The organism is Ectobacillus funiculus (assembly GCF_004138295.1).
In the GTDB taxonomy this organism is placed as follows: Bacteria; Bacillota; Bacilli; order Bacillales; family Bacillaceae_G; genus Ectobacillus; species Ectobacillus funiculus.
Genome location: NZ_SCFM01000014.1, coordinates 62,550 through 86,482, shown reverse-complemented (window position 1 = coordinate 86,482; position 23,933 = coordinate 62,550). Strand labels below are relative to the sequence as shown.

The following is a 23,933-nucleotide window of genomic DNA, read 5'->3' as shown; positions in this document are numbered from 1 at the left end:
CCTACAAAGGAGATGTTTTTTTGCGCTTTAAGCGAGTTTTCTTTACAACCATTTGCTTAAGGAACTGCTTTTCAGCTTCTTCATACAGTTCAGACAGTTGGATAAACGAATGATAGTGACTAGGTCCATCCAAAATAAATAAAATCCGTTCTCCTACGTTGATAGGCTTTACTGGTAGATGCCACATGTTTTGGTCCATATCCTGCAAGGATGAGATCCCAACTCCATTCATCCAATGAAGAACGGATAAAAAATGTGCTGTGAAGTGAATCATCGGTCCTTCTGCTTCCCTCCGTTTACGTTGACGAAGCAGAAGCGCAATCTCCTGCTTCGCCTCCTTCCAAAGAGAAAGTACAGCTGAAATTGCTTCTTCTGGATTCTCCCAAGGCTTATACAGCTCTACTAATTGGACAGCAGCAATATCATATACAAAATAAGCGTGTCGCATAATCTCTGTAAAAGCAGTTGTTTCATCATACCTGACTTTCCTTTCCCCATTTCCAAAAAAGGGGCGTCGAAAAAAAAGATCTGGAATAGCTATATACTGCATCATCACTTATTCCTTTCTTTCATCCGTTTCTTTCCTTCACGACACACTTCCAACAGTGGACAAACTTCACATTGCGGACGTTGTGCTTTACAATGATAACGTCCAAAGAAGATCATGCGATGATGCGTAACACTCCACTCCTCCATCGGCACCTTCTTCATTAACGCCTTTTCCACCTCTAGTACAGAGTCCTTCCAGCGACAAAATCCAAGACGCTTGCTCACGCGCTCAACATGTGTGTCAACCGCAATAGCTGGTACACCAAATGCAACAGATACAACAACGTTCGCTGTCTTCCTGCCAACCCCCGGCAGCTTCGTCAATTCATCCCGATCACGTGGAACCTCTCCACCATACTCGTCTAAAAGTAGCTGACATAACTTTTGAATGTTTTTGGCTTTATTTCGATATAAACCAATGGAACGAATGTCGTTTTGGAGCTCCTCCAGCGAGACACTCAAATAGTCCTCGGGTGTTTTATATTTTTGAAACAGATCTTTTGTCACTTTATTGACAAGCGCATCTGTACATTGTGCTGATAAAGAAACAGCGATGACTAATTCAAATGGGTTAGAATGTACCAATTCGCAATGTGCGTCTGGAAACATCTCTCCCATTGTATCAAGACAATGGCGAATTTGTTTAACAGTTAGCATTTCTTTCACTCCTGATGCAATTGCATTCTTTTATTGTTCAAGCCAATTATAAAATGGAACTTTCCCTGTATACTTCGTTTCCTGCCGCATAGGAGCACTATTACGCGTTTGATTCGCCCTAAACTTTTGCCCATATTGCTGCGCCTGCTCGACCGTTTTGATCCCGTTTTTCTTCCACTCGAATAAAATACGGTCAATATAGCGGAAATTGAGTTTGCCACTAAGAACGGCCTCACGTAAAGCAGTCTGAATGATAACTGGCGTATGATGGTCTTGATCCTGCCACATTGTTAATGTCTCACATTCAAACGGTGATAGCGGACGGCCAAATTCTTGTTCAAATATGCTATATAAACTGTTTTCTAGTTGTTGTTGCATTTCCAGCTCTTCTGAGATAGTTTCATTCATAAGCAATTGCAAAATTTTCTCCCACAATGGTTGGAGTGAATAACTCTCACATAGAGCTCCATCTTTTTGACTTCCTTCAATCATTAAAAAGCCGTTTTGTACAAGCGTACGAAGCACCTCCATACATTGTACCGAGGAAATGGTCATTCGGTCTGCAATTTCATCCGGAGTTGGAAAGGTCTTTCCTGACTCTAAAAATGTATGAACATGAAGAAGAACCATAAATTCTATTTCATTCAATCCCATTTTTCGGTAATGAATCATCAGAAGCTTTGGAATGGCAATGCTGCCTTGTTCAAACCATTGAATCATAATTTTCTTTTTCATCTATCTAACACCTCGCCCTCTAGTATACCACAATCGATTATGTTTGCCTGAATCGGGAAGTTCCTTTTAGCCCCTTTTCTACATAAAGAAAACTCGCTGATTGGCGAGCCCCGCTCTTGGGCGAAGACAGAGGCGTAGTTGCACTTATAATTTATTCCTAAAATTTCCCGCTACGTCGAATGGCCTCCTAGCTAGAAATTTATCCTTTCCTACAGTGTAAGAAAAAAGAGGATAAAAAGACCCTCCCTGTAGATGGAAACGTCATAAGTACCATCTTAGGAAAGGCCGTATTGTTCTTTGTATTATGGATACAGACGATTGAGCAGACGCGGGAATGGAATTGTTTCACGTACATGCTCTGTTCCTGAAATCCAAGCAACAGTACGCTCTAATCCAAGTCCAAAACCTGAGTGAGGTACAGAGCCATACTTACGAAGATCCATATACCACTTATACGTCTCTTCATTCAGTCCATGCTCATCTAATCTTTGTTTTAAGAAATCATAGTCATCAATCCGCTGCGAACCACCAATGAGCTCACCGTATCCTTCTGGTGCAATTAAATCTGCACACAAGACAACATCTGGACGGTTTGGATCCGGTTTCATATAAAACGCTTTAATTTTTGCCGGATAATGCGTAATAAATACCGGTTTTTCAAAACTTTCGGCAATTGCTGTTTCATGCGGCGCACCAAAATCATCGCCCCATTGAATATCATTATAGCCTTGATCATGAAGCATTTTAATCGCTTCATCGTATGTAATACGAGGAAACGGAGCTTTTACCTTTTCCAACTTAGCAATATCTCTTCCTAATGTTTTTAGTTCTAGTGCACAATTCTGCAAAACAGACTGTACAAGATAGGATACGTAATTTTCTTGCATGCGCAGGTTATCTTCATGATCCATAAAAGCCATTTCCGGTTCAATCATCCAAAACTCAATTAAATGACGACGTGTTTTTGATTTTTCCGCACGAAATGTCGGTCCAAACGAAAATACCCTTCCAAACGCCATTGCTGCAGCTTCCATGTACAGTTGACCACTTTGTGATAAATACGCATCCTCATCAAAGTATTTCGTATGAAAAAGCTCAGTTGTTCCTTCTGGTGCACTCCCAGTCAAAATAGGCGGATCTACCTTCACAAACCCGTTTTTATGAAAGAATTCGTATGTAGCACGAATAATCTCATGACGAATTCGCAAAACTGCATGTTGGCGCTTAGAACGAATCCAAAGATGACGATTGTCCATCAGAAATTCTGTACCATGCTCCTTAGGCGTAATTGGGTAATCTGTCGCAGCATGAATAAGATCCACATTTTGAACTGCAAGTTCATATCCAAATGGAGAACGCTCATCTTCACGTACAATACCTGTTACGTATAAAGAACTTTCCTGCGTAAGCGCCTTAGCTTTTTGGAATATCTCGTCCCCTACCTCTTCTTTGACAACAACCCCTTGAATAAAACCAGAACCGTCACGAAGCTGTAAAAAGGCTATTTTCCCGCTAGAACGCTTGTTGGCAAGCCAAACTCCCATTGTCACTTCTTGGTTTACATACTGACTTACTTCAGCAATTGTTATTTTCACTTCTCTAGTCCCTCCAACAGAAACCTCAGTCCAACTCTTTTTTTCATTATACAAAACAATTCCCTTTTCTGTAAAGAAAAGGGAATTTTATATTACACTGTAAGAAAACATAAATTTCCAGTTGGAAGCCAATTCGACGTAGTCGGAAATTTTCGGAACACAGTGTAAGTGCAACTATGCCTCTGTCCTCGCCTAACGGCTTGCCAATCGGCAAGTTTTCTTTAGCGGTTCATTTTCTTTTCCATAAATGCTTGAATGCGCTCTAACGCTTTTTCTAATTGTTCAAGCGATGTTGCATAAGATAAACGGACGTTATTTGGTGCACCAAAGCCTGAGCCTGGTACAAGCGCAACCTTTTCTTCTTCTAAAAGCGCTTTTGTCCACTCGTCTACTGTTTCGTAACCTGCTAACACTGTTGCCTCTTGTGCATTAGGGAATAAGTAAAATGCACCCTGCGGTTTGATGCAAGAAAATCCAGGAATTTGGATCAATTTGTCATAAATAATATTTAAACGGCTTTCAAATGCTTCGCGCATTTCTTCTACTGCATCCTGTGGCTGCTGGTAAGCGGCAATCGTCGCATATTGTGCAATGGAAGTCGGGTTGGACGTGCTATGGCTTGCTAAGTTTGTCATTGCTTTGATCAAAGTTTTATTTCCAACCGCATAGCCGATACGCCATCCTGTCATAGAGTGCGATTTAGATACACCGTTAATAATCACCGTAAGTTCCTTCAATTCCGGAGAAAGCTGGGCAATGGAAACATGCTTTGCATCTCCATAAACAAGCTTTTCGTAAATCTCATCGGAAACAATAACGAGATTATGCTCTACACATACCTCTCCAAGCGCTGTTAGTTCCTTCTCACTATAAATCATGCCAGTTGGATTGCTTGGTGAGTTAATGATAACTGCTTTTGTTTTCTCCGTAATCGCTGCTTTCAGCTGCTCGGGTGTAATCTTAAACTCGTTCTCCTCCTTGCCTTCTACAAAGACAGGCACACCTTCTGCAAGCTTAACCTGCTCCGGATAGCTTACCCAGTATGGAGTCGGAATGATGACTTCGTCCCCTTCATCAAGAATAACTTGGAACAATGTATATAACGCGTGCTTTGCTCCATTGCAGACAATCACTTCAGTAGGCTCATACGACAACTGTTGATCACGCTCTAACTTAGAAATAATCTCTTTTTTCAAAGTAGCTAAGCCGCCTGTAGGCGTGTACTTTGTATGTCCTGCCAACATTGCTTGATAAGCAGCATCCATAATATGCTGTGGTGTATTAAAGTCTGGCTCACCTGCGCCTAGACCGATTACATCATATCCCTGTGCTTTCAATTCTTGCGCTTTTGCTGTAATTTCTAACGTTGTAGATGGTGTTAAAGCAGATACGCGTTTTGCCAATTTCATGATTTAGTTCCCCCAACATCTATTTTTGAAGTGTGTATAAGCGTAAAACTCTCCCAGTCTTCAAATCAACATAACAAAAACTATAACGGTCCTCTACATCTACATATGTAATTTCCCAAAGTGAAACGTTTTTTTCAGCACCCATCTTCATTTTGATGATTTCCTTCGGCTTTTCGGAATTCCCAACCACCTCTGAATCCTTCATGATGCTCTCCAGGGCTTGCTTTGCTGAAATCGCATCCTTTTGTTTGACCGTTAACACTTTCTCATCATCTTTTTCTGGCACAAGTACAATCCACTGCTTACGTTTTGCATCAGAGCCCTCTACAACAGTATAAGATAGATTTTCCTTATAACCATGATAATAGTCTGTTCTTGTAATGCTGACAAGATTCGCATTTTTCTTTGCCATTTCGATTGCATGAGCCTCACCATGAGTCTTTCCATTCATCGCTTCCTTATAAATATACAAACCCCAGAGGAGAAGCAAGACCAGCAACGCAATGGCTCCGAGTAGCCACTTTTTCATTGTATCACTACGTTCTATATATAGTAAATACAGCTGTTTTTTTCTCTTTCTCATCAAGAGCCAGCCCAAACATTAAATCTTTTTCCCTAAGGGTTGGGTTAAGGCTATCTACAATTTTATACAGATTGCTTGTATATTGAAAACGCATTGTAGAAAGCACCCCCATCTTCTTATCCATCTTGACTCCTCCGTTACACAAAATTTCTAATCATAGAAGCGGGCAACGAGGTTACAATAAAAGTACATTCTTATAACCCCTGCTGCATCACCACTTATTATAGCAGGTCATTACACGGGAAAAAAGGTTTGGACTCATATCGTCTCGCCTTTTTATCGCACAATCTTTGATGAATCAACGAAGTGAAAGATTCTACAATAAAATTTCTTCTAACCCACATGAACGCCTGCGGATGTTTCTGCAGGTCTTTTTACGCTTTCAGAAGGATAAACCTCTAGCTAGAAGCGAATTTGACGTAGTCGGGAATTTTAGGAACAACAGATAAATGCAACTGCACCTTCGTCTTCACCTAACAGTGAGTTTTCTTTATTGAAATACAGGGAACCTATCCATTCTCCATCAATTCTAACAAATTTTGCAATGGCTGCTCATATAGAGGAATCGCAGGAATAGATGCAATAAATCGTTTTCCGTAAAAGGTCGTTGTAATACGACGATCTAACACAAAAAACGTACCTGTATCACTTTCCGTACGAATCAGTCTGCCAAAGCCTTGCTTAAATCGAAGAATAGCTTGTGGAAGAGCCAATTCAATAAAGGCATTGCCCCCACCTCTCTCTATTTTTTCCCCTTTTGCTGCCATAATCGGATGATCCGGTGGAACAAATGGAAGACGCACCATCACAAGGCAACTCAAACTTTCTCCAGGTATATCAATTCCCTCCCAAAAGCTGCTTGTACCAAACAAAATTGACTTTTCAAACTGTTGGAACTGCTTTGTCATTCGCATCCGGCTGCTGCTCACCCCTTGCGCAAGAAGCGCAAATTCCTCCAATGCTCCGGTTTCTTTGATTGCTGCATGCGTTTGCCTCAGCATCTCATAAGAGGTAAACAAAACGAGCATCCGGCCGTTTGTTACCTTAGCAATTTTTATGATATGGCGTGCGATTGCCTCTACATACTCATCTTGTGATACTTGTTTTATAGAAGGTAAATCCGTCGGAACCATCATTCGAACTTGTTGATCATATTGAAACGGGGAGGAAAGAGCCATCACAGATGGACAAAAATCAGAGAGTCCGAGCGCTCGAATGATATAGTCAAATGTCTGGTTGACAGTTAACGTCGCAGATGTAAGAACAACGCTTTTCTTTTTCGCAAAAAAGCGGTCCGCGAGCAGGTCACTTACGTCAATCGGCTGCTTGTATATAATGGTAGAGTGAATACTCCCCTTCGTTTCTGCTTCAAACCACGTTACACCATCCTGCTGCTCCTGCAGCAACAAGTGGAGCAGCGTCTGCCTCATCTCGTCAAGCGAATCAACAAGCGTAATAAATTGCTGCACGATTACATACTCAGCAAACCTTCCACTTTTTTGCACTTGCCCTTGTAATAGAACACACAGCTCTTCCAGTATATGTATTAAACGGTCAGCCCCTTCTGTAATAGCATTCCAAAGCTTTCCCTTTTCCGTTTTTCGTTCATATCGGTACAGAACCCGAACATTACTATCAGCCTGCTTGCTTTTGTTTTTTTCAAAAATGAAGGAGCGAAGCAACCGAAATAATTCATCACTTTCCCATTTCACTTCTTTTAATACATGATGAATCTTCTTCCACGCTGGATCCAATGTATCGCCCAGTATGTCGCGTATGTTTGAGAGCACATCATTTGTTTCAAGTGTCCCCATCCTTGATAACCAGAGCTGAAACTGCATGCATGAAAACTGTTCACCAAGCATATGACTCGCCGCTTCTTCAATATGATGCGCCTCATCGAGCACGACATATTCATATGAGGATAACAAAGAATCTTCATTTGTCGCATCCTGCAGCAGCAGCGCATGATTTGTAACAATAAGATCAGCAAATAATACACGATGCTTCGCCTGCTGATAAAAACAACGGCTGTTCCATGGATTACTCGTTCCAGTGCTATTTCCACCGCTGCAAATCCGTTCCCATAGCAGCTTTCCGCCAGTCGGCAAATTCAGCTCATCTACATCTCCCGTTTCTGTTTCAAGAAGCCATACTAAAATTTTTGCCTTCGTTAATACAGTATCATAATTTTCATCCTGCTCTTCTAATACATGTTCAAATTTTTGTAGACATATATAATGCTTTCTTCCTTTCATCACGGCTGTTTGAAAGGAAAAAGGAAGCAGTTTTCTTAAAACCGGGATTTCCTTCTCCACAATTTGCTGCTGCAGCTGCACTGTTTGTGTGCTAATGACAACAGGCTGTTCAGCTTTTCGAGCGTGGAACAAGCTCGGAATTAAATATGCCAGCGTTTTTCCTGTTCCTGTTCCTGCCTCAATTAACGAAATGCGTGCCGAAGAAAAGGCATCATACACTTCCTCTGCCATTTGTATTTGTCCTGCTCTATATTCAAATCCATTCGGATGGCCATTTTGTTGCATCAGCGTTTTCCATGCAGAAAACTCTATAGGACTCGCTTCTTCCGCAGGTGCTTCATAGCTACGTTTACGGAGCGCGAGATTACGGTAAATGTCATACTCCTCTTTTGGAGAACTGCTTACTAGTTTATCCAGAATAAGAGCGGACAGCAATTCACTGATTTCACTCTTAAAGGATCGGCTCAAATTATATAATGACTGAAGTGTAACAAGTGGTAAAGCCGCTAATTTATTGCATAGCAGCAAAAATAATTCTGCTGTTACCATCGCATCACTATCAGCGCGATGCGGATTTTCATGTTCAAGCGCAAAAAGCTTGGCTAAGTCACCTAGCTTATGACTTTCAGCAGTAGGCAACAAAATACGCGCGAGTTCTACTGTATCAATAGAAGGACAGACAACTGAAGGAAAACCAGATAGTTTCAGTTCCTCCTGCAAAAATCTCCAATCAAAATGAACATTATGAGCAACGAAGCAGGAGTTTTCTAAAAGCTCAGCAATCATCGGAGCCACATCTTGAAAAGAAGGAGCGTGTTGAACTAGATCATCATTAATTCCCGTTAATTCAGCAATGAAAGGAGGAATTGGCTTACCTGGATTCACAAACGTTGAAAAGATTTCTATAACCTCTCCATTCTCGATGACAACAGCTGCCACTTGCGTAATTTTATCAATTCCGCCTTTATATATATTTCCTGTCGTTTCAAGATCTACCACAACATAGCGGTTGTACATAATGAACACCTCTTTACTTTTCACAACACCAAGACATGCTTACTCTTACTATACCACGTTTCCATCAATCTTACTTAAGAAAAGCAGACACGGCTCGGGCGAAGACAGAGGCGTAGTTACCCTTATACTTTATTCCTAAAATTCCCCACTGCTTCGAATAAACTTCTAGCTGGGAATTTATCCTTTCTTAAAGTGGAACCAAAAGAAAAATCCCCAGTTGTTGGGGACTTTTCTCTTCGTACAAAATCGAAATGTATAAAATTTCAAACGCTGTTTAACTCCCACAGTGTGAAAAGCCTTTTTCACCCAATGAGGCAAAATATTTCTCTCCTGCTAGAGGCATCGGACCTGCTTTTTTATTTAATCGTTGCAGCTGGTTCCTGCCCAAGCATTTCCACAATCTGATTCTGTTCATCTAGAACAGCAATTTTCGGCTTATGTTCGTGTATCTGCTCCTCTGATACAAATCCGTAACAAATAATAATAACCTTATCTCCAGGCTGAACAAGACGCGCCGCTGCACCATTTAAACAAACCACACCGCTGCCGCGTTCTCCCTTAATAATATACGTCTCAAAACGTGCACCATTATTATTGTTTACAATTTGTACCTTTTCGTTTTCTACAACACCGACCGCATCCATTAAATCTTCATCAATCGTGATGCTTCCTACGTAGTTTAAATTCGCTTCCGTTACAGTTGCACGGTGCAATTTCGCTCTCATCATCATGCGATACATAGCTGCTCCCCCTTATTCTACTGTCAGTACAAGATTGTCAATCAGTCTTGCTTTCGAAAACTTCACTGCAATTGCTACTATCACGGTTCCTTGTAGCACATCTAGCTCCTCAAGTTCCGGATACGAATATATACTCACATAATCAATTTCACCATCTGTATGTGTTACAATCTGCTTTTCTACAATAGAGCGGACAATCGAAGGGTTTCGTTCACCGTTTGCAATTGCCTGCTGTGCAAGCTGCAATGCTTGATATAGACTCGGAGCTTGCGCACGCTCTGTTTCGGACAAATAAACGTTACGGGAACTTTTTGCCAGTCCATCATTTTCCCGTACCGTGTGAACCGGAACGATGGTCACCGGAATATTATAATCGGAAACAAGCCCTTGTACAACAGCCACTTGTTGGGCATCCTTCAAGCCGAAATAAGCTCGGTGCGGCATGACAATATTGAACAGCTTTAGAAGTACCGTTGCTACACCATCAAAATGTCCAGGCCGCTTTTGTCCACATAGCACATCAGTGCGGGATGTCACCGTAATTGTTGTTGTCCGTTTCGATGGATACATCTCTGTAACACTCGGATAAAACAAATAGTCAGCTCCTGCTTCCTTCGCCACGCATTCATCGCGTTCGATATTGCGCGGATATCGATCAAAGTCCTCATTCGGACCAAATTGTAGGGGATTTACAAATACACTTAAAACGACAATATCATTCTCTTCTCTTGCTTGTTGAAGCAACGTTGCATGCCCCTCATGTAAATACCCCATTGTGGGAACAAAACCAATTGTTTTTCCTGTCTCGCGCAGCTTTAACACGAGTTGCTGCATTTGTGTAATATGTGAAATTATTTGCATGAAATACTTCCTCCGTACAGTGCAAGCAATTCTTCTTCCTTCATTGTGAAAGATTGTTCTTCGCTTGGAAATTGTCTTGTTTTTACCTCTTTCGTATATTGCGTAATCCCGCGCACGATTTCATCCTGAACAGATGCGAACGGCTTTACAAACTTCGGTACGCGACCTACGCCATATGTGATAACATCATGGTAAACGAGAACTTGGCCATCTGTATCATTACCTGCACCGATACCAATTGTCGGAATGTTCAACTGCATAGATATTTGCGCTGCCAATTGCTTCGGCACGCATTCTAATACAAGCGCAATCGCCCCTGCTTGTTCGCACTTTTTCGCATCCTCCAGCAGCTTACGGGCACTTTCTGCATCCTTGCCCTGCACTTTATAGCCGCCTAATACACCGACTGACTGTGGCGTTAAACCAAGATGCGCAACAACAGGCACACCAGCGCGTGTAAGAAGACCGATGATATCAACCACTTCATCTGCTCCCTCAACCTTTACTGCATGCGCCCCGCCTTCTTGCATAATGCGGCGTGCATTTTTCATCGCCTCTTCTTTAGAAACGTGATAGGACATAAATGGCATATCCGTTACAATAAACGTCTCGGCAGCACCTCGACGGACCGCCTTTGTATGATGGATCATATCTTCAACTGTAACCGGTATTGTAGAATCGTACCCGAGCACCACCATACCGAGCGAGTCACCAACCAAAATCATGTCCACACCAGCTTGCTCCGCCAGCTTGGCAGACGGATAATCATATGCTGTTACCATTACAATTGGTTCATCATGCTGCTTCATTTGCAAAAAATCCTTAGAGCTTTTCATCATTCTCCTCCTCATTTGCAGGAAGAAGGAAAGGGCCATCCTAAAAACCCTCTTTCCAATACAGAAAGAAGGATATATGACAGCTATTCTCATCCTTCTGTCCTAGTCCTATATTGCGGATCAAGGCAGAATCCTTTTTTCTTACTTAGATATGATGGTGCAGTTCTTTCGATACTGCCCTTGTTCAGTAACCATTATAGCAAACTTCCTTTTGCGGTACTAGATTTCAATATCAGCAGAATGAATATAATGGATAACACCTTCTCGGTCTTCCAGCATTAATATGCCATCCTCCGTAATCCCTTTTGCTATTCCGGTAATGGCATTCGTCATAGTTCGAGCCGTAATTTCCTTGCCAATGCTTACCGCATAGCTCTCCCAGAGCAGCTTAATAATCCCAAAGCCTTCTGCCATATATTGCTTATACAGCTTTTCTAGCTGCAAAAAAATCGCCTGCATTAATTCTGCACGTTTTTGTTCCCGTCCTGTTTCAATAAGCAGAGACGTCGCAATCTGACGGATATCTTCCGCTAAGTGTTCATGCTGCTGATTAACATTTATGCCAATGCCGATAATGACAGCATGAATCTTATCCGGATCTGCCTGCAGCTCCGTTAAAATACCGACTGCTTTTTTACCGTTAATGAGAATATCATTTGGCCACTTAATGCCCACAGAAAGACCTGTGCACTTCTCGATCGCCTGCGCAATGCCAACAGCAGCCAAGAGCGTAAGCTGAGGCGCTTTCTGCACTGGAATATCAGGACGTAAAATAATACTCATCCAAATGCCTGTTCCCTTCGGAGAATGCCATGTGCGGCTTAAACGGCCGCGCCCCGATGTTTGCTCTTCTGCTACAACAACAGTGCCCTCGGAAGCACCTTCATAAACGAGACGGGCAGCAATCTTTTGTGTAGATTCCACCGTTTCTTCAAAATAAATATTTTTTCCAATATAATCCGTTTGTAAGCCGAGATGGATTTCATTTCCAGTTACTTTATCAGGCTTACGAGCAATTCGATATCCAAGCCGCCGCACTGCCTCAAGCTCATAGCCTTCCTTTCGAAGATCCTCCATATGCTTCCATACAGCTGTCCGAGAACAACCTAATTCATCACTAATCATTTGTCCGGACACGAATTCCCCATCTGACTTAGAAAAAATTTCGAGCAATTGTCTTCTTATAGAAGATTGCATTGTTTCAGCCACTCCTTCACACTTTCCTTTGAATTGGCAAGCCTGCCGCATACAACCTCACGCTCTAGTTGCCCAAGGGCAGCAGCAAGCCACGGACCTCCTTGTTTGCCTGTCCATTGCAGCAAATCTGTACCGGTCACTGCTAAATCCTTTCGACTGTGAATGGGCAGCTTTTTATATAGACTGTGCACATGCTCGATACTAGGCTGCTCTCCTTGCAGAGCAGACACAACACGCTCTGTCATGATTGATATTTCTTCTCCGCTCTGATATAGCAGCATGTCATTCCACTCTGATTTCTCCCGCTGCACTAAACAATGGAGAATAGACGTAATCGTGTGAACCTTTTTGTTAGATAACTTCCAGTTCTTAAGCAAAGCATCCGCATTCTCAGGCTTCACCGCACGCAATAGCAAGGCCCACGCCTCTTCGCTTGATTGAATGACATCCCAATTATACATAGCAGCACTGGCGATTTGTTCTCCCTTTTTCTCAAAATAAGGAAGATATGCATATAAGTCTGTTTCTACCAGAAGTAAAAGTGCCTGTCGAACGCCCTCTCCCAGCAGCAACTTTTCAAACTCAACAGCAATACGTTCAATTGCAATATGTACAAGCAGTCCTGCATGTTCTTGTATAGCCTGCTTCGTTTCATCCGACAAATGAAAGCCAAGCGTACTTACAAAGCGAACACCTCGCATCATGCGAAGCGCGTCCTCCCTAAAACGTTCATCTGGATTTCCAACAGTTTGAATTTGTTTGCGATGTATTGCTTCCTGTCCTCCAAATGAATCAATCATATCGCCGTTCGCTGTCATGGCAATCGCATTCATCGTAAAATCCCTTCGCTTTAAATCTTCCTCAAGAGACCTTACAAACGAGACATGGCTCGGTCTGCGAAAGTCATCATACTCCGCTTCCATTCGAAATGTTGTCACTTCATATGAAATACCTTCATACAAAACAAGCACAGTTCCATGTTCCAGCCCAATTGGAACATGATGAGGAAATATCCTCATCACTTCATTAGGAAGCGCTGATGTCGCGATATCCACATCACTAATTGGCTTTCCAATGATAAAGTCACGCACGCTCCCGCCTACAAAATAGGCTTCAAATCCGTGTTTCTCTAGCTTCTCTATAATAGCGGACGCATGTTTAAACGGTTGCATTTCGCTCAGTCCCTAGCAGTTTATAGTACAAATCTTCGTATTGAGAAACAATGTGACTCGAACGGAAGCGCTCCTTTGCCATATCCATTGAACGCGTTACCATCTCCGTATGTAATGTTGGATTTGTTAAAACATGCAAGGCCTTTTCCGCAATATCTTGCACATCTCCCAGCTCACAGATAAATCCTGTTTCCCCATCTCGAATCACCTCAGGAATACCGCCCACATTCGTGCCAATGCAAGGCACACCGCAAAACATTGCCTCAAGCAGCACCAAACCAAAGCTCTCCTTTTCAGAAAGCAATAGCAGCAGATCACTCATGGACAAGAGTTCCTCTACATTATCCTGCTTTCCTAAAAATAACACATCTCCTTCTAGCTGGAGCTGCTTTACCAGCTTTGTCATCCCGCACAGCTCTGGTCCATCTCCTACTAGCAGAAGCTTGGAAGGTGTTTTTTCTCGAATGAGTGCAAACGATTGAATAACATCTTCCACTCGCTTAACCTTCCGGAAATTTGAAATGTGGATGATAACCTTTTCATCCGGCTCAATGCCATATTCATTGCGCAAATGAGACATATCGCGTTTGCGATATACGCGTTCATCCACAAAGTTGTATACTGTTTCAATCTCCTTATTAGGCTTAATTAAATCATAGGTTTCCTGTGCAAGCGAATCCGAAACAGCTGTTACGATATCCGATTTTTCGATACCAAACCGAATTAAACTGTTTAAAGATGTATCATATCCAAGAATTGTAATATCCGTACCGTGCAGGGTAGTAACAATTTTCAGATGATCACCCGTCATTTGTTTTGCTAAATATGCACAGACAGCATGCGGAATTGCATAATGCACATGAAGCAAGTCAAGATTTTCCCGCTCTGCTACCTCGGCCATTTTATTTGCAAGCGCCAAATCATAAGGTGGGTATTGAAAAACAGAATATTGATTCACCGCTACCTCGTGAAAGTAAATGTTCGGATAGAAACGATTCAGTCGAAATGGCATGCCTGAGGTAATAAAATGAATTTCGTGTCCACGTTCTGCTAACAGCTTCCCTAATTCCGTCCCGACAACACCTGAGCCGCCGACGGAAGGATAACATGTAATCCCAATTTTCAGCTTCATTCTATCCCTCCCAGTAAACCATGTCTGATGAGAAGCGGCTTTTTACTTATAAAGCCCTCCGCATACTTTGTTCCCACTTCTTTTCCAAACAATGTATCGCGTGCAACGACCGTTTCAATATAGCCTTCCGTCAACGGGGTGCTAACACCGTTCTCCCCTTTTACAAATTGACTTTTGTATGCTTGTAAAGAACGAATTTTTTTGTCCATCTCTTCGCTGATATCTACACAAAAAGACGGTTGATGAAATCCATTAATCATGTAATAATGCAACGCTTGTACGCGGTGTGCGTCACGTTCCGGCATATATTTGCGGATGCCCGCCGAAAACACTGCTTCCTCTACAAGATGAGCGCAATTTGTATGATCAGGATGACGGTCCTCCCAATATGGAGCAAACACAAGCTGAGGCTTATACAAGCGAATCACTTCTACCAATTTCCAAATGCGTTCCCCCTGCATGTACAATCCCCTATCCGGCATATGCAGATTGATGCGTTGAACGGCCCCTAATATATGGGCCGCCTCCTCCGCTTCGTATCTTCTTCCTTCTACGGTGCCATTAGAGGACAGCTCAGCTTCTGTTAAATCGCAAATCCCCACTTTATATCCCAATCGCGCATACTTGGCAATTGTGCCAGCCATCCCGATCTCTACATCATCCGCATGTGCGCCAAAAGCTAATATATGTAAATCACTCATGCTGTACTTCCCTCATTTTCTTAATGCTCGATAATCTAGATCTCCCCGTTCTAAAGCATGCATCAATAATTCAGCACTCGCCATATTTGTAGCAAGTGGAATCGAATATACATCGCATAATCGAAGCAATGCATTGACATCCGGCTCATGCGGCTGCGCTGTAAGTGGATCGCGGAAAAAAATGACCATATCCATATCATTTTTTGCGATCATCGCACCAATCTCTTGGTCACCGCCTAACGGACCAGACTGAAAACGTGTAACCGCCATTTCTGTCGCCTCCATAATCCGAAGCCCTGTCGTCCCTGTCGCAAATAGTTCATGCTGCTCCAATATTGGTTTATATGCGTACGTAAACGCAACCATATCTTGTTTTTTCTTATCGTGAGCAATTAAAGCAATTTTCATCTCCGTCTCCCCTTTAATATTGTATGTAGTTTCTTTTTTAATCTACAATATTTTCTAATCCATACACAAGTCCATCTACCTTCATAACCGTTTCAACAGCAAGTTGAACACCGGACATGAAGGAAACGCGGTTAAACGAATCGTGACGAACTGTAAGCATTTGACCATCGCCGCCAAATAGTACTTCCTGATGGGCGATTAATCCCGGCAAGCGGACGCTGTGAATATGAATGCCGTCTACCTCTGCACCCCTCGCACCTTGCAGCTGCTCTGATTCATTCGGATGCCCCTGCTTTTTTGGTTCACGAACTGAACGGATTAAGTCCACTGTTTTCACCGCAGTTCCTGATGGAGCATCAAGCTTTTGATCATGATGAAGCTCAATGATTTCAACGTCTTGAAAATATTTTGCTGCCATTTGTGCAAACTTCATCATCAAAATGGCGCCAATTGCAAAGTTCGGAGCAATAATCGTTCCTACACCTTTCTCTTTCGCGGCTGCCTCGAGATCACGGAGTTCTTGCTCTGTGAAACCCGTTGTTCCAATAACCGAACGTACACCGTGTTCTAAGGCAATATACACATGGTTTTTCCCAATTTCCGGTGTCGTTAAATCAAGCAGCACATCCACCTGTACCTCTGATAAACATACATTTAAATCTTCATAAATTGGCGCTGCCAAAGACGGAAGTCCATCGATATCAGAAATCAGTTTTCCACCATTTGTACGGTCTACAGCCGCAACAAGCTGAAAGTGCGGAGTTCGTTCAATGAGACGAAGCGCCTCTACCCCCATTCTTCCTCTTGGACCAGCTACTGCAATACGAATTGTGTTCATTGTTGTGTCTCTCCCTCTTCCTTGCGTGTCCAACGGTTTTTGTCACGCGTTTGAAATTTATCCATCACTACATTATGGGCTGTTTCGAGGTCAATGTTCAAGCTGTTTGCCATACAAATCATAACAAAAAGTACATCTCCTAGCTCTTCTTCGACGGTTCGTTCTTTTTCTGTCGATTTTTTTGGCTTTTCCCCATAATAATGATTGATTTCTCTCGCTAATTCACCCATCTCTTCTGTTAATCTCGCCATCATCGCAAGCGGACTGAAATAGCCCTCTTTAAATTGACTAATATATTCATCGACTTCTTGCTGCATCTTATGTATCGTTTTATGTCCCATTCCATTCACCTCAATTTTCTTCCTCTTTTCATGTTAGCCAATTCTATGGCATTTGACAAATTTCTTTTCACTTGTACATAATTTCCCACTAATAAACAGATAAATTATAATATGATATTGCACAATGGAACAGGGGGATTAGCATGAACTTCGGTCTGAGGATCAGCAATATTATTTTTATTGTCATTGGATCTGCCATCTTTTCATTTGGTATCGTCAATATTAACATCGAAAATCATTTGGCGGAGGGCGGATTTACAGGGATTACACTACTGCTGTACTTTTTGTTTCACTGGGATCCCTCTTATACGAATTTACTTCTAAATATCCCGCTTTTTTTCGTTGGCTGGAGGCTCCTTGGTCGCACAACCTTTCTGTATACACTAATTGGAACATTTAGCGTTTCTGCCTTCCTTTGGGTCTTTCAACGATACGGCTTATTTAATCTCCACTTAAATCTACAAAAGGATATGACATTGGCCGCACTGTTTGCAGGCCTGTTTATCGGGGTGGGACTTGGGATTATTTTTCGTTACGGCGGTACAACAGGCGGTGTTGATATTATCGCACGACTCGCACATAAATACATCGGTTGGAGCATGGGGAAAACTATGTTTTTATTCGATGCAGTTGTAATTTTCGTCTCAATTATTACATATCTCTCCTATCAGCAAGGGATGTACACGCTTGTCGCGGTATTTGTCGGTGCACGAGTAATTGATTTTATGCAAGAAGGTGCTTACGCTGCAAAAGGAGCGACAATCATTTCGGAGAAAAATGCGGAAATTGCAGAGAAAATCCTCTCAAAAATGGATCGTGGCGCTACATTTTTACACGGAATGGGGACATATACAAAGAAGGAGCGACACGTATTATACTGTGTAGTAGCAAGAAACGAACTCATCAAACTAAAAAGCATTATCACATCTATTGACCCACATGCCTTCGTTGCTGTCAATGATGTCCATGATGTCATTGGGGAAGGATTTACACTTGATGAAAATAAAAATCCTCTTCATAATTGACGGTGAGAAAAAGGATTCGCAGATTTGGTTGCTGCATACATGCTGCAACTACACAATGAACAAAGCACATTCTAATCCTTAGGCAAATCGAAACAAAAAAGCTATCGAGTCCTCGATAGCTTTTTTGTCTAATCATCGCTCCGCTGCATACCTGTATAAATAAGAAGCAACCGCAGCAATTCAAAAACAGCAACAGCCGCTGCCGCTACGTATGTAAGGGCTGCTGCATTCAATACCTTACGTGCCTGCACTTCTTCACTGTGCGACACAATACCAAGAGAAGAAATTTGCTTCATCGCCCGGCTTGATGCGTCAAATTCAACAGGCAGCGTAACAACCTGAAATAACACCCCAGCTGCCATAAGAACAATTCCAAGAAGAAGCATCTTGGAAAGGCCTGCAAACATGCCAATCATAACAAAAATCCAAGACATATTAGAGCCAAAGTTAGCAACTGGCACCAGTGCATGACGGACACGCATAAAGTTATAATTTTTCGCGTCCTGAATTGCATGACCGACCTCATGAGCTGCTACTGCAGTTCCGGCAACTGACTGGCCGTAATAGTTATTCGTAGACAAGCGAACTGTTTTCGTGCGCGGGTCATAATGGTCTGATAGCTGTCCTGGCGTTTCCTCAACCGCTACATCGTATAATCCGTTCGCATCCAGTACCCTTCTAGCAACCTGTGCACCCGTCATTCCAGATGTTGAGTACACTTGTGAATATTTGCTATAAGCACTGCGAACTTTCATTTGTGCATACAATGGGATAAGCAAAATGATGATGAAATAGATTACGTAAAGCATTATTATCCTCCAATTTTGAAGCGCTTCTTTACTAACTAGACAAGCAAGGAATGAAAATTATCCAGTGGTATAATTTTCATTTTATTTTGCCGTTATTTCCTTGTCAACGAAAACCTAGAAGATATTATCGGTTCTTAGACTTCATGCGATTTTTTCGCTTTTCTTGTTCACCTTTATATTTTCTCCAAGCAACATAAGTTAATGTAAAAATAATAATACTACCTGTGGAGATCATAACCCAAATTAAAGAAGGAGTTGCTTCATCCTTGTTCGGGCTTTGAAATACTGTTTCTAAGTCCTGACGAATCACCTGCATTTGCTTTTGTCCGCTCTCATTTTTCGCCATTACGTTGCGAAACTCATCCAAGTAAGACAGATGTGCGTTCAAACGCTCAATTTCTTCCTTAGGTAGATCTACCACTAAGCTTGGATAGATAATATCAAATTCGTATAAAAATGTATTAAGTGTTCTTTGGAATTGCTCATCATCCTGCTTTTGTACCGCTGTTTCCATCTGCGAAAACGCACTCATGATTGTATTTTCACGACTGAGCCAAAGAGGCTGAAATTGCGAAGATTCCGCATCGACCACAAGTCGAAGCGCTGTCACATCATCTTCCTTTTCCTTCTGACTCATCGTTTCTTCCCGCATAGCTTGCACCGCTTTATCGTAAGCGATGGAGATGACCCGAGTGTGCTCCGCCGAAAAATCCTCTTTTTTATTTAAATCCGCAAACTCGGTTGAGAAATATGTCAAAATTCGTTCTGCTTTCGTATATTCCTCCTGCTTCACAAGTTGCAATGACTCGTCAAGCAACCGATTTAATTCGCTCCAATCAGCTGCGTAAATGCGAGTCGGTGCGACTAAGAGAAAAACTGCTATTAGAAAGGCAATGATTTTTTTCATTCTTGTCCCCCCTACACCTTCTAGTTACAATGTATGAAGGGGTGGACAAGAAAATGCCAAAAATGATACCTCCCTTACTGCAACAGTAACTCTAAACGCTTCTCCCGCAAACAGAAGAAATAGGCGGCGCCAATGCAGCATATACTCAGCCAAAATGTAAAATATCCGATAGGCTGATAATACTGGTCTAATATGCCGTACCTAGGCATTTGCTTGTACACATAATCAATGACGACATCATGAAGCGTCCAAATAGATGCTGCAGCAAGATGCCAACGCTTCATTCGATAAAAAGGAGCATATAATATCCCTTGTATCGCCATTGCGGCGTGTGAAATCATGAGCATGTATCCTGTCCAATCCAAAGTTCCCTCCATCAAGAGCAACAAAATATTCATACCAACAGCCCATGTTCCATATTTCAACAGTGTTACAATTGCGAAAGCCTCCATCATCCCCCAATTCACTTTAAATAAAAAGGCAAGCAAAACAAATGAAAAAAATAAACTAGCGGTAGGGCTGTCTGGTACAAAAAGAAGAAATCTCGGCTCAGTTTCTACCAACTGGTAACCATACCATACATACCCATATGCGGTCCCAAGTAAATTTACAATGAGAAGCAGGATTAAAAAAGATCGACTACGCAATATATGATACAAATACATGACATGTTCCCCCTCAACTTTCGTCCAAATCCATATAGTTATCATAATACTAAATTTTTCTATCATAAAGAAAGCCCGCCATCAGGCAGAGTTGTACTTACACTCTATTCTTAAGTTTTCTGGCTACGTCGAATGGACCTTCTGGCTGGAAAATTATTCTTAAAGTGTAAAGTAGAAAAGCCGACTACAATGCGCAGCCGGCCTCCCCACTATTTTTTATTGTATTGAGTAATATACTCAGTGACTTTTTTCAGTTCCTCATCCGTCCCCTTAAATACTCCTTTTGGCATCGCGCCTCTACCGTTTCTAGCAATCTTAGCAATTTCTTCTGGTGTTAATGACAGATTTTGCAGTGTCGGTGCTGCCGCTCCACCTTGCAAATTATCACCGTGACAGGTTAAGCACGTATTTTTCTGCATCAGCTGATAGCCTTCTGCCTCTTTATCAACAGCCACTGTTTTCACAATCGCACCTTGTTTTTTTGCAGCTTCCCAATCATGATTTACAACTGACTCCCATGTTAAGAAAATAATAGAAGCAAGTGCAAGGAGCATAAATCCCGTTGCAAATGGACGCTTAATAGGTCTTCGCTCCGGCCCACGATCGATAAATGGCGCTAAAAGTAATCCACCAGCTGCAATTCCCGGCATAATAAATGCCCCAATAGTTGTGTATGGACCTGACGCATATGAATATTTCAACATTTGATATAAAAATAAGAAGTACCAGTCTGGAAGCGGTATGTAGCCTGTATCTGTTGGATCCGCAATACGTTCTAGCGGTGACGGGTGAGCAACCGTCAAGCTTAAATATCCAATCAAAAATACAGCTCCAACCATCCATTCCTTCAATAGGAAGTTCGGCCAAAATGCTTCTGTTTTTCCTGGATATTCCGAATAATCCTTCGGAATATTGGAATGCCGGACAGCATGTACGCGTGAATCTCCGACAAACTTCATCCCTTTGCCCCGATGCATAATCTCCCTCCTTTAATACGGTTCCTATAATCTAACAATCTTTTATAGAGGACCGGAAATACCTTGTTTACGAATAATTAAGAAGTGTGCGGCCATAAGACCCAGTAGTGCGCCTGGCAAGAAGAAGACATGAATAGCAAAGAAGCGAGTTAAAGTCTGAGCACCAACAATTTCAGAGTGCCCTGCGAGCAGTGTTTTGATTTGCTTTCCGATCAGCGGTGTTTGCTCTGCAATTTGCAAACCTACTTTTGTTGCAAATAATGCCTTCATATCCCAAGGCAGGAGATAACCTGTGAAACCTAGTCCCATCATAACACCAAAAATTAAAACACCAATAATCCAGTTCAATTCACGAGGCTTCTTATACGAACCCGTAAAAAATACGCGAAGGGTGTGCAAAAACATCATTACGATAACAAGACTCGCTCCCCAGTGATGCATACCGCGCACAATTTGTCCATATGCTACCTCGTTTTGAAGATAATACACAGACTCCCAAGCGTTTTTAATATCCGGTACATAATACATCGTCAAAAACATACCGGAAAGAATTTGAATCACTGTAACAAAAAAGGTAAGTCCGCCAAAGCAGTATACAAAAGCAGAAAAATGGTGCGCTGGATTTACATGCTCAGGAACCTCATGGTCTGCAATATCGCGCCATAACGGTGTGATTTCAAGACGCTCATCTACCCAATCATAAATCTTATTTAACATTTATTTCGCACCTCCCCGCGGCTTCGCTTTACCAAGATACAGTGTGCCATCCTTTATCTGTGATTCATACACATCCAGCGGTGCAAGCGGCGGCGTCCCAGGAATATTCGTGCCGTCTTTTTCATACCGCCCCCCATGACAAGGACAATAAAATTGATTGGGATGATCCTTGTTTGCGTTCCAGTTCACCGTACAACCTAAATGCTTACAAATGGGAGAAAGTGCTATGATGTCGCCGCTTTCATTTTTAAATACCCAAGCTGACTTCGGCTCATCAGATTTGTGCCAGCCATCCACTTGCTTCACTTTGTAGTCAAAACGCTTCGGTTCTGTTGTAATATCCTTGACCTGCGCAACAGCTACCTTCTCGGTTCCTGCTTCCTTCTCTAAAATCGGATCAAGTGCAAAACGCGCCATCGGCATAATAATACCGGCTGCCATAAATCCGCCTACACCTGTTAGCGTGTAGTTAAGAAATTGGCGTCTTGAAACCCTATGTTCTTTCTCGCTCATGAAAGTTCCCCCCTCTATCAAAAGTTATACCCATTAGGATAATACAAGAAAAAATGGGAAAAAAAACTAAGACACTATCATGATATAATAAGCACTCTCATTGGTCAATATCAGACTACTCATAATGATATAAACAATCAATTTATTCTGTATTTTCCCATTTTTCAGTCAAAATAGCCATGATTTCGCGAATTTGTGACCCCATAACTTCGCGCTTCGCTTTGTCATCAAGCTGCTCAAGTGACATTGCCGGCAGCCAAAACAAATTGCCCTCTAAGGAAGCTTGCTTCCACTCGTAATCACTCGTTATGTACACAATGTGACGCATTCCATTTTGTGTAACGAAATCAGTCCATTTTTGCAGGCGGCTCTCTTCTTCCTTTTGTCCAATCAGATAGGTAAATGGCGGAAATAAAAGGAGCCGTCCTCGATATTCCCGTTCTAGCGCCTCAGCAAAAATAGAGATAAACTCCCCTTTTTGCACAGTGTTTTGCATATTGCTTCCGAAAGAAAGCGGAATAAGCGGAATAATGGCCGTATCAACATATTCCTTCGCCTGTTCGTACAGCTGTATATCCTTAACGGTCCAATTCATATGCACTCCCCCTTCAAATTTCCTCTTTCTTCTATTAAATCATAGAACTACAGGAAAAAAAAAGAAAAACCCTTAAATAAGGGTTTTTCTTTTTCACTCATCATAATCTTGACTATACCAAGACAATGCTATCAATTTCATTATATTCTCTTTAACTGCTCTGTCAGCTGCAAAAAAGCAGCTTCATTTTGCTCATCAAGCGCCTCATCAATTAAAGTCATTAGTCTGTCGCGTTGAAACTTGAACACGCTCTCCTCTAAAAATCGTTCTGCTAAAAGGCGATCCTTCTCATTCACTTCCATGCTTTTTGGGACGTATGGGTTTTCTTCCAATACTGCAACGTAGTTTGCATTTTGAAACGAACTTTTAAAATTGAGTTGAATATATATGTCCTCGTCCCGATTTAGCCGAATGTCATGAAAGGACTTTTCTGCATCCGTTGTCATAACATTTTGTTTATAGAAATGAAATGGAGCCTCTTTTACACAGCTTGTAGACATTACTAGCCCACGTGGACAGTATTTCGCATGCTCTACGAAATGCACCTTTCTCATGAGCTGGTCATGGCTCATCAAATAGTTTAAAATCCATACACACTCTCGCTGTTTAAGCTGGTAATTGCCTAAAAACCATTTGACGAAATCTTTCTTTTCATTCACAGAAACAGGGGTATTCATCGCGCGCCGTCCCTCCTCT

General features: G+C 42.0%; 27 protein-coding genes. 1 reads left to right on the top strand and 26 read right to left on the bottom strand.

Annotation, left to right across the window (positions count from 1 at the left end):
* Nucleotide 1 precedes the first annotated feature (1 nt).
* The 18 genes from EP737_RS11745 to EP737_RS11660 form a co-directional block, all read right to left on the bottom strand.
* Nucleotides 2-553 (bottom strand): YpoC family protein, encoded by a 552-nt coding sequence (locus tag EP737_RS11745; protein ID WP_129728168.1) that lies wholly within the window; start codon nt 551-553, stop codon nt 2-4.
* Nucleotides 553-1,206: an endonuclease III gene (gene nth, locus EP737_RS11740; protein WP_129728167.1), complete on the bottom strand. Its 654-nt coding sequence runs from the start codon at nt 1,204-1,206 to the stop codon at nt 553-555. Before nth ends, EP737_RS11745 begins: the two co-directional genes overlap by 1 nt.
* A gap of 30 nt (nt 1,207-1,236) precedes the next feature.
* The gene (locus tag EP737_RS11735) at nt 1,237-1,941 is read right to left on the bottom strand and encodes a DnaD domain-containing protein (RefSeq protein ID WP_129728166.1); all 705 of its coding nucleotides are present in this window, start codon (nt 1,939-1,941) and stop codon (nt 1,237-1,239) included.
* 302 nt (nt 1,942-2,243) lie between these two features.
* Entirely contained in the window at nt 2,244-3,536 is a 1,293-nt protein-coding gene (asnS, locus tag EP737_RS11730; protein WP_129728165.1) for an asparagine--tRNA ligase, read from the bottom strand.
* Between the two features lie 221 nt (nt 3,537-3,757).
* Nucleotides 3,758-4,945, bottom strand: coding sequence for a pyridoxal phosphate-dependent aminotransferase (locus EP737_RS11725; RefSeq protein WP_129728164.1), 1,188 nt, complete (start codon nt 4,943-4,945; stop codon nt 3,758-3,760).
* 19 nt (nt 4,946-4,964) lie between these two features.
* Complete coding sequence (locus EP737_RS11720; RefSeq protein WP_165350766.1) at nt 4,965-5,474, bottom strand: cell wall elongation regulator TseB-like domain-containing protein; 510 nt, start codon at nt 5,472-5,474, stop codon at nt 4,965-4,967.
* Between the two features lie 7 nt (nt 5,475-5,481).
* Complete coding sequence (locus tag EP737_RS11715) at nt 5,482-5,652, bottom strand: YpmA family protein (protein WP_129728162.1); 171 nt, start codon at nt 5,650-5,652, stop codon at nt 5,482-5,484.
* A gap of 385 nt (nt 5,653-6,037) precedes the next feature.
* A complete protein-coding gene (gene dinG, locus EP737_RS11710; protein WP_129728161.1) occupies nt 6,038-8,803 on the bottom strand; it encodes an ATP-dependent DNA helicase DinG in 2,766 nt (921 codons plus the stop codon).
* Nucleotides 8,804-9,159: 356 nt separating this feature from the next.
* On the bottom strand, nt 9,160-9,543 hold the full coding sequence (gene panD, locus EP737_RS11705; RefSeq protein WP_129728160.1) for an aspartate 1-decarboxylase: 384 nt from the start codon (nt 9,541-9,543) through the stop codon (nt 9,160-9,162).
* A gap of 12 nt (nt 9,544-9,555) precedes the next feature.
* On the bottom strand, nt 9,556-10,404 hold the full coding sequence (gene panC / locus EP737_RS11700) for a pantoate--beta-alanine ligase (protein WP_129728159.1): 849 nt from the start codon (nt 10,402-10,404) through the stop codon (nt 9,556-9,558).
* Nucleotides 10,395-11,240, bottom strand: coding sequence for a 3-methyl-2-oxobutanoate hydroxymethyltransferase (panB, locus tag EP737_RS11695; protein WP_129728158.1), 846 nt, complete (start codon nt 11,238-11,240; stop codon nt 10,395-10,397). The genes panC and panB overlap by 10 nt, the downstream gene beginning before the upstream one ends.
* Nucleotides 11,241-11,459: 219 nt before the next feature.
* The gene (locus EP737_RS11690) at nt 11,460-12,437 is read right to left on the bottom strand and encodes a biotin--[acetyl-CoA-carboxylase] ligase (protein ID WP_129728157.1); all 978 of its coding nucleotides are present in this window, start codon (nt 12,435-12,437) and stop codon (nt 11,460-11,462) included.
* The gene (locus EP737_RS11685; RefSeq protein ID WP_129728156.1) at nt 12,422-13,609 is read right to left on the bottom strand and encodes a CCA tRNA nucleotidyltransferase; all 1,188 of its coding nucleotides are present in this window, start codon (nt 13,607-13,609) and stop codon (nt 12,422-12,424) included. Before EP737_RS11685 ends, EP737_RS11690 begins: the two co-directional genes overlap by 16 nt.
* Complete coding sequence (gene bshA, locus EP737_RS11680) at nt 13,596-14,741, bottom strand: N-acetyl-alpha-D-glucosaminyl L-malate synthase BshA (RefSeq protein ID WP_129728155.1); 1,146 nt, start codon at nt 14,739-14,741, stop codon at nt 13,596-13,598. The genes EP737_RS11685 and bshA overlap by 14 nt, the downstream gene beginning before the upstream one ends.
* Nucleotides 14,738-15,442: a bacillithiol biosynthesis deacetylase BshB1 gene (bshB1, locus tag EP737_RS11675; protein WP_129728154.1), complete on the bottom strand. Its 705-nt coding sequence runs from the start codon at nt 15,440-15,442 to the stop codon at nt 14,738-14,740. Before bshB1 ends, bshA begins: the two co-directional genes overlap by 4 nt.
* A gap of 12 nt (nt 15,443-15,454) precedes the next feature.
* Nucleotides 15,455-15,850, bottom strand: a complete 396-nt coding sequence (gene mgsA / locus EP737_RS11670) for a methylglyoxal synthase (protein WP_129728153.1) — start codon at nt 15,848-15,850, stop codon at nt 15,455-15,457.
* A 37-nt stretch (nt 15,851-15,887) separates the two neighbouring features.
* Nucleotides 15,888-16,688, bottom strand: a complete 801-nt coding sequence (gene dapB, locus EP737_RS11665; RefSeq protein ID WP_129728152.1) for a 4-hydroxy-tetrahydrodipicolinate reductase — start codon at nt 16,686-16,688, stop codon at nt 15,888-15,890.
* Nucleotides 16,685-17,029, bottom strand: a complete 345-nt coding sequence (locus EP737_RS11660) for a nucleotide pyrophosphohydrolase (protein ID WP_129728151.1) — start codon at nt 17,027-17,029, stop codon at nt 16,685-16,687. The genes dapB and EP737_RS11660 overlap by 4 nt, the downstream gene beginning before the upstream one ends.
* A 143-nt stretch (nt 17,030-17,172) precedes the next feature.
* Between EP737_RS11660 and EP737_RS11655 the strand changes: the two genes are divergently transcribed.
* Nucleotides 17,173-18,054, top strand: a complete 882-nt coding sequence (locus EP737_RS11655) for a YitT family protein (protein WP_129728150.1) — start codon at nt 17,173-17,175, stop codon at nt 18,052-18,054.
* Nucleotides 18,055-18,182: 128 nt separating this feature from the next.
* Here the strand turns inward: EP737_RS11655 and EP737_RS11650 are convergent, their stop codons facing one another.
* The 8 genes from EP737_RS11650 to EP737_RS11615 all read right to left on the bottom strand — a co-directional run bounded on the left by EP737_RS11650 (nt 18,183) and on the right by EP737_RS11615 (nt 23,914).
* On the bottom strand, nt 18,183-18,863 hold the full coding sequence (locus tag EP737_RS11650; protein WP_129728149.1) for a zinc metallopeptidase: 681 nt from the start codon (nt 18,861-18,863) through the stop codon (nt 18,183-18,185).
* A gap of 124 nt (nt 18,864-18,987) precedes the next feature.
* Complete coding sequence (ypjB, locus tag EP737_RS11645; protein WP_129728148.1) at nt 18,988-19,770, bottom strand: sporulation protein YpjB; 783 nt, start codon at nt 19,768-19,770, stop codon at nt 18,988-18,990.
* A gap of 74 nt (nt 19,771-19,844) precedes the next feature.
* Nucleotides 19,845-20,435, bottom strand: coding sequence for a lipoprotein heptaprenylglyceryl N-acetyltransferase LhaT (lhaT, locus tag EP737_RS11640; RefSeq protein WP_129728147.1), 591 nt, complete (start codon nt 20,433-20,435; stop codon nt 19,845-19,847).
* A 209-nt stretch (nt 20,436-20,644) separates the two neighbouring features.
* Nucleotides 20,645-21,412: a menaquinol-cytochrome c reductase cytochrome b/c subunit gene (locus EP737_RS11635; protein ID WP_129728146.1), complete on the bottom strand. Its 768-nt coding sequence runs from the start codon at nt 21,410-21,412 to the stop codon at nt 20,645-20,647.
* Between the two features lie 42 nt (nt 21,413-21,454).
* Nucleotides 21,455-22,129 carry a menaquinol-cytochrome c reductase cytochrome b subunit gene (gene qcrB / locus EP737_RS11630; protein WP_129728145.1) on the bottom strand — a complete coding sequence of 225 codons (675 nt, stop codon included), beginning with the start codon at nt 22,127-22,129 and terminating at the stop codon, nt 21,455-21,457.
* On the bottom strand, nt 22,130-22,642 hold the full coding sequence (locus EP737_RS11625) for a QcrA and Rieske domain-containing protein (protein WP_129728144.1): 513 nt from the start codon (nt 22,640-22,642) through the stop codon (nt 22,130-22,132).
* A 142-nt stretch (nt 22,643-22,784) separates the two neighbouring features.
* The gene (locus EP737_RS11620) at nt 22,785-23,237 is read right to left on the bottom strand and encodes a YpiF family protein (protein WP_129728143.1); all 453 of its coding nucleotides are present in this window, start codon (nt 23,235-23,237) and stop codon (nt 22,785-22,787) included.
* A gap of 140 nt (nt 23,238-23,377) precedes the next feature.
* Nucleotides 23,378-23,914, bottom strand: a complete 537-nt coding sequence (locus EP737_RS11615) for a ReoY family proteolytic degradation factor (protein WP_129728142.1) — start codon at nt 23,912-23,914, stop codon at nt 23,378-23,380.
* Between the last annotated feature and the right edge of the window lie 19 nt (nt 23,915-23,933).

Bases quoted from the DNA above. Each gene is read 5' to 3' on its own strand.
- EP737_RS11745 (WP_129728168.1), bottom strand. From the start codon at position 553: ATGATGCAGTATATAGCTATTCCAGATCTTTTTTTTCGACGCCCCTTT.
- nth (WP_129728167.1), bottom strand. From the start codon at position 1,206: ATGCTAACTGTTAAACAAATTCGCCATTGTCTTGATACAATGGGAGAG.
- EP737_RS11735 (WP_129728166.1), bottom strand. From the start codon at position 1,941: ATGAAAAAGAAAATTATGATTCAATGGTTTGAACAAGGCAGCATTGCC.
- EP737_RS11725 (WP_129728164.1), bottom strand. From the start codon at position 4,945: ATGAAATTGGCAAAACGCGTATCTGCTTTAACACCATCTACAACGTTA.
- EP737_RS11720 (WP_165350766.1), bottom strand. From the start codon at position 5,474: ATGAAAAAGTGGCTACTCGGAGCCATTGCGTTGCTGGTCTTGCTTCTC.
- EP737_RS11715 (WP_129728162.1), bottom strand. From the start codon at position 5,652: ATGGATAAGAAGATGGGGGTGCTTTCTACAATGCGTTTTCAATATACA.
- dinG (WP_129728161.1), bottom strand. From the start codon at position 8,803: ATGTACAACCGCTATGTTGTGGTAGATCTTGAAACGACAGGAAATATA.
- panD (WP_129728160.1), bottom strand. From the start codon at position 9,543: ATGTATCGCATGATGATGAGAGCGAAATTGCACCGTGCAACTGTAACG.
- panC (WP_129728159.1), bottom strand. From the start codon at position 10,404: ATGCAAATAATTTCACATATTACACAAATGCAGCAACTCGTGTTAAAG.
- panB (WP_129728158.1), bottom strand. From the start codon at position 11,240: ATGAAAAGCTCTAAGGATTTTTTGCAAATGAAGCAGCATGATGAACCA.
- EP737_RS11690 (WP_129728157.1), bottom strand. From the start codon at position 12,437: ATGCAATCTTCTATAAGAAGACAATTGCTCGAAATTTTTTCTAAGTCA.
- EP737_RS11685 (WP_129728156.1), bottom strand. From the start codon at position 13,609: ATGCAACCGTTTAAACATGCGTCCGCTATTATAGAGAAGCTAGAGAAA.
- bshA (WP_129728155.1), bottom strand. From the start codon at position 14,741: ATGAAGCTGAAAATTGGGATTACATGTTATCCTTCCGTCGGCGGCTCA.
- bshB1 (WP_129728154.1), bottom strand. From the start codon at position 15,442: ATGAGTGATTTACATATATTAGCTTTTGGCGCACATGCGGATGATGTA.
- mgsA (WP_129728153.1), bottom strand. From the start codon at position 15,850: ATGAAAATTGCTTTAATTGCTCACGATAAGAAAAAACAAGATATGGTT.
- dapB (WP_129728152.1), bottom strand. From the start codon at position 16,688: ATGAACACAATTCGTATTGCAGTAGCTGGTCCAAGAGGAAGAATGGGG.
- EP737_RS11660 (WP_129728151.1), bottom strand. From the start codon at position 17,029: ATGGGACATAAAACGATACATAAGATGCAGCAAGAAGTCGATGAATAT.
- EP737_RS11655 (WP_129728150.1), top strand. From the start codon at position 17,173: ATGAACTTCGGTCTGAGGATCAGCAATATTATTTTTATTGTCATTGGA.
- EP737_RS11650 (WP_129728149.1), bottom strand. From the start codon at position 18,863: ATGCTTTACGTAATCTATTTCATCATCATTTTGCTTATCCCATTGTAT.
- ypjB (WP_129728148.1), bottom strand. From the start codon at position 19,770: ATGAAAAAAATCATTGCCTTTCTAATAGCAGTTTTTCTCTTAGTCGCA.
- lhaT (WP_129728147.1), bottom strand. From the start codon at position 20,435: ATGTATTTGTATCATATATTGCGTAGTCGATCTTTTTTAATCCTGCTT.
- EP737_RS11635 (WP_129728146.1), bottom strand. From the start codon at position 21,412: ATGCATCGGGGCAAAGGGATGAAGTTTGTCGGAGATTCACGCGTACAT.
- qcrB (WP_129728145.1), bottom strand. From the start codon at position 22,129: ATGTTAAATAAGATTTATGATTGGGTAGATGAGCGTCTTGAAATCACA.
- EP737_RS11625 (WP_129728144.1), bottom strand. From the start codon at position 22,642: ATGAGCGAGAAAGAACATAGGGTTTCAAGACGCCAATTTCTTAACTAC.
- EP737_RS11620 (WP_129728143.1), bottom strand. From the start codon at position 23,237: ATGAATTGGACCGTTAAGGATATACAGCTGTACGAACAGGCGAAGGAA.
- EP737_RS11615 (WP_129728142.1), bottom strand. From the start codon at position 23,914: ATGAATACCCCTGTTTCTGTGAATGAAAAGAAAGATTTCGTCAAATGG.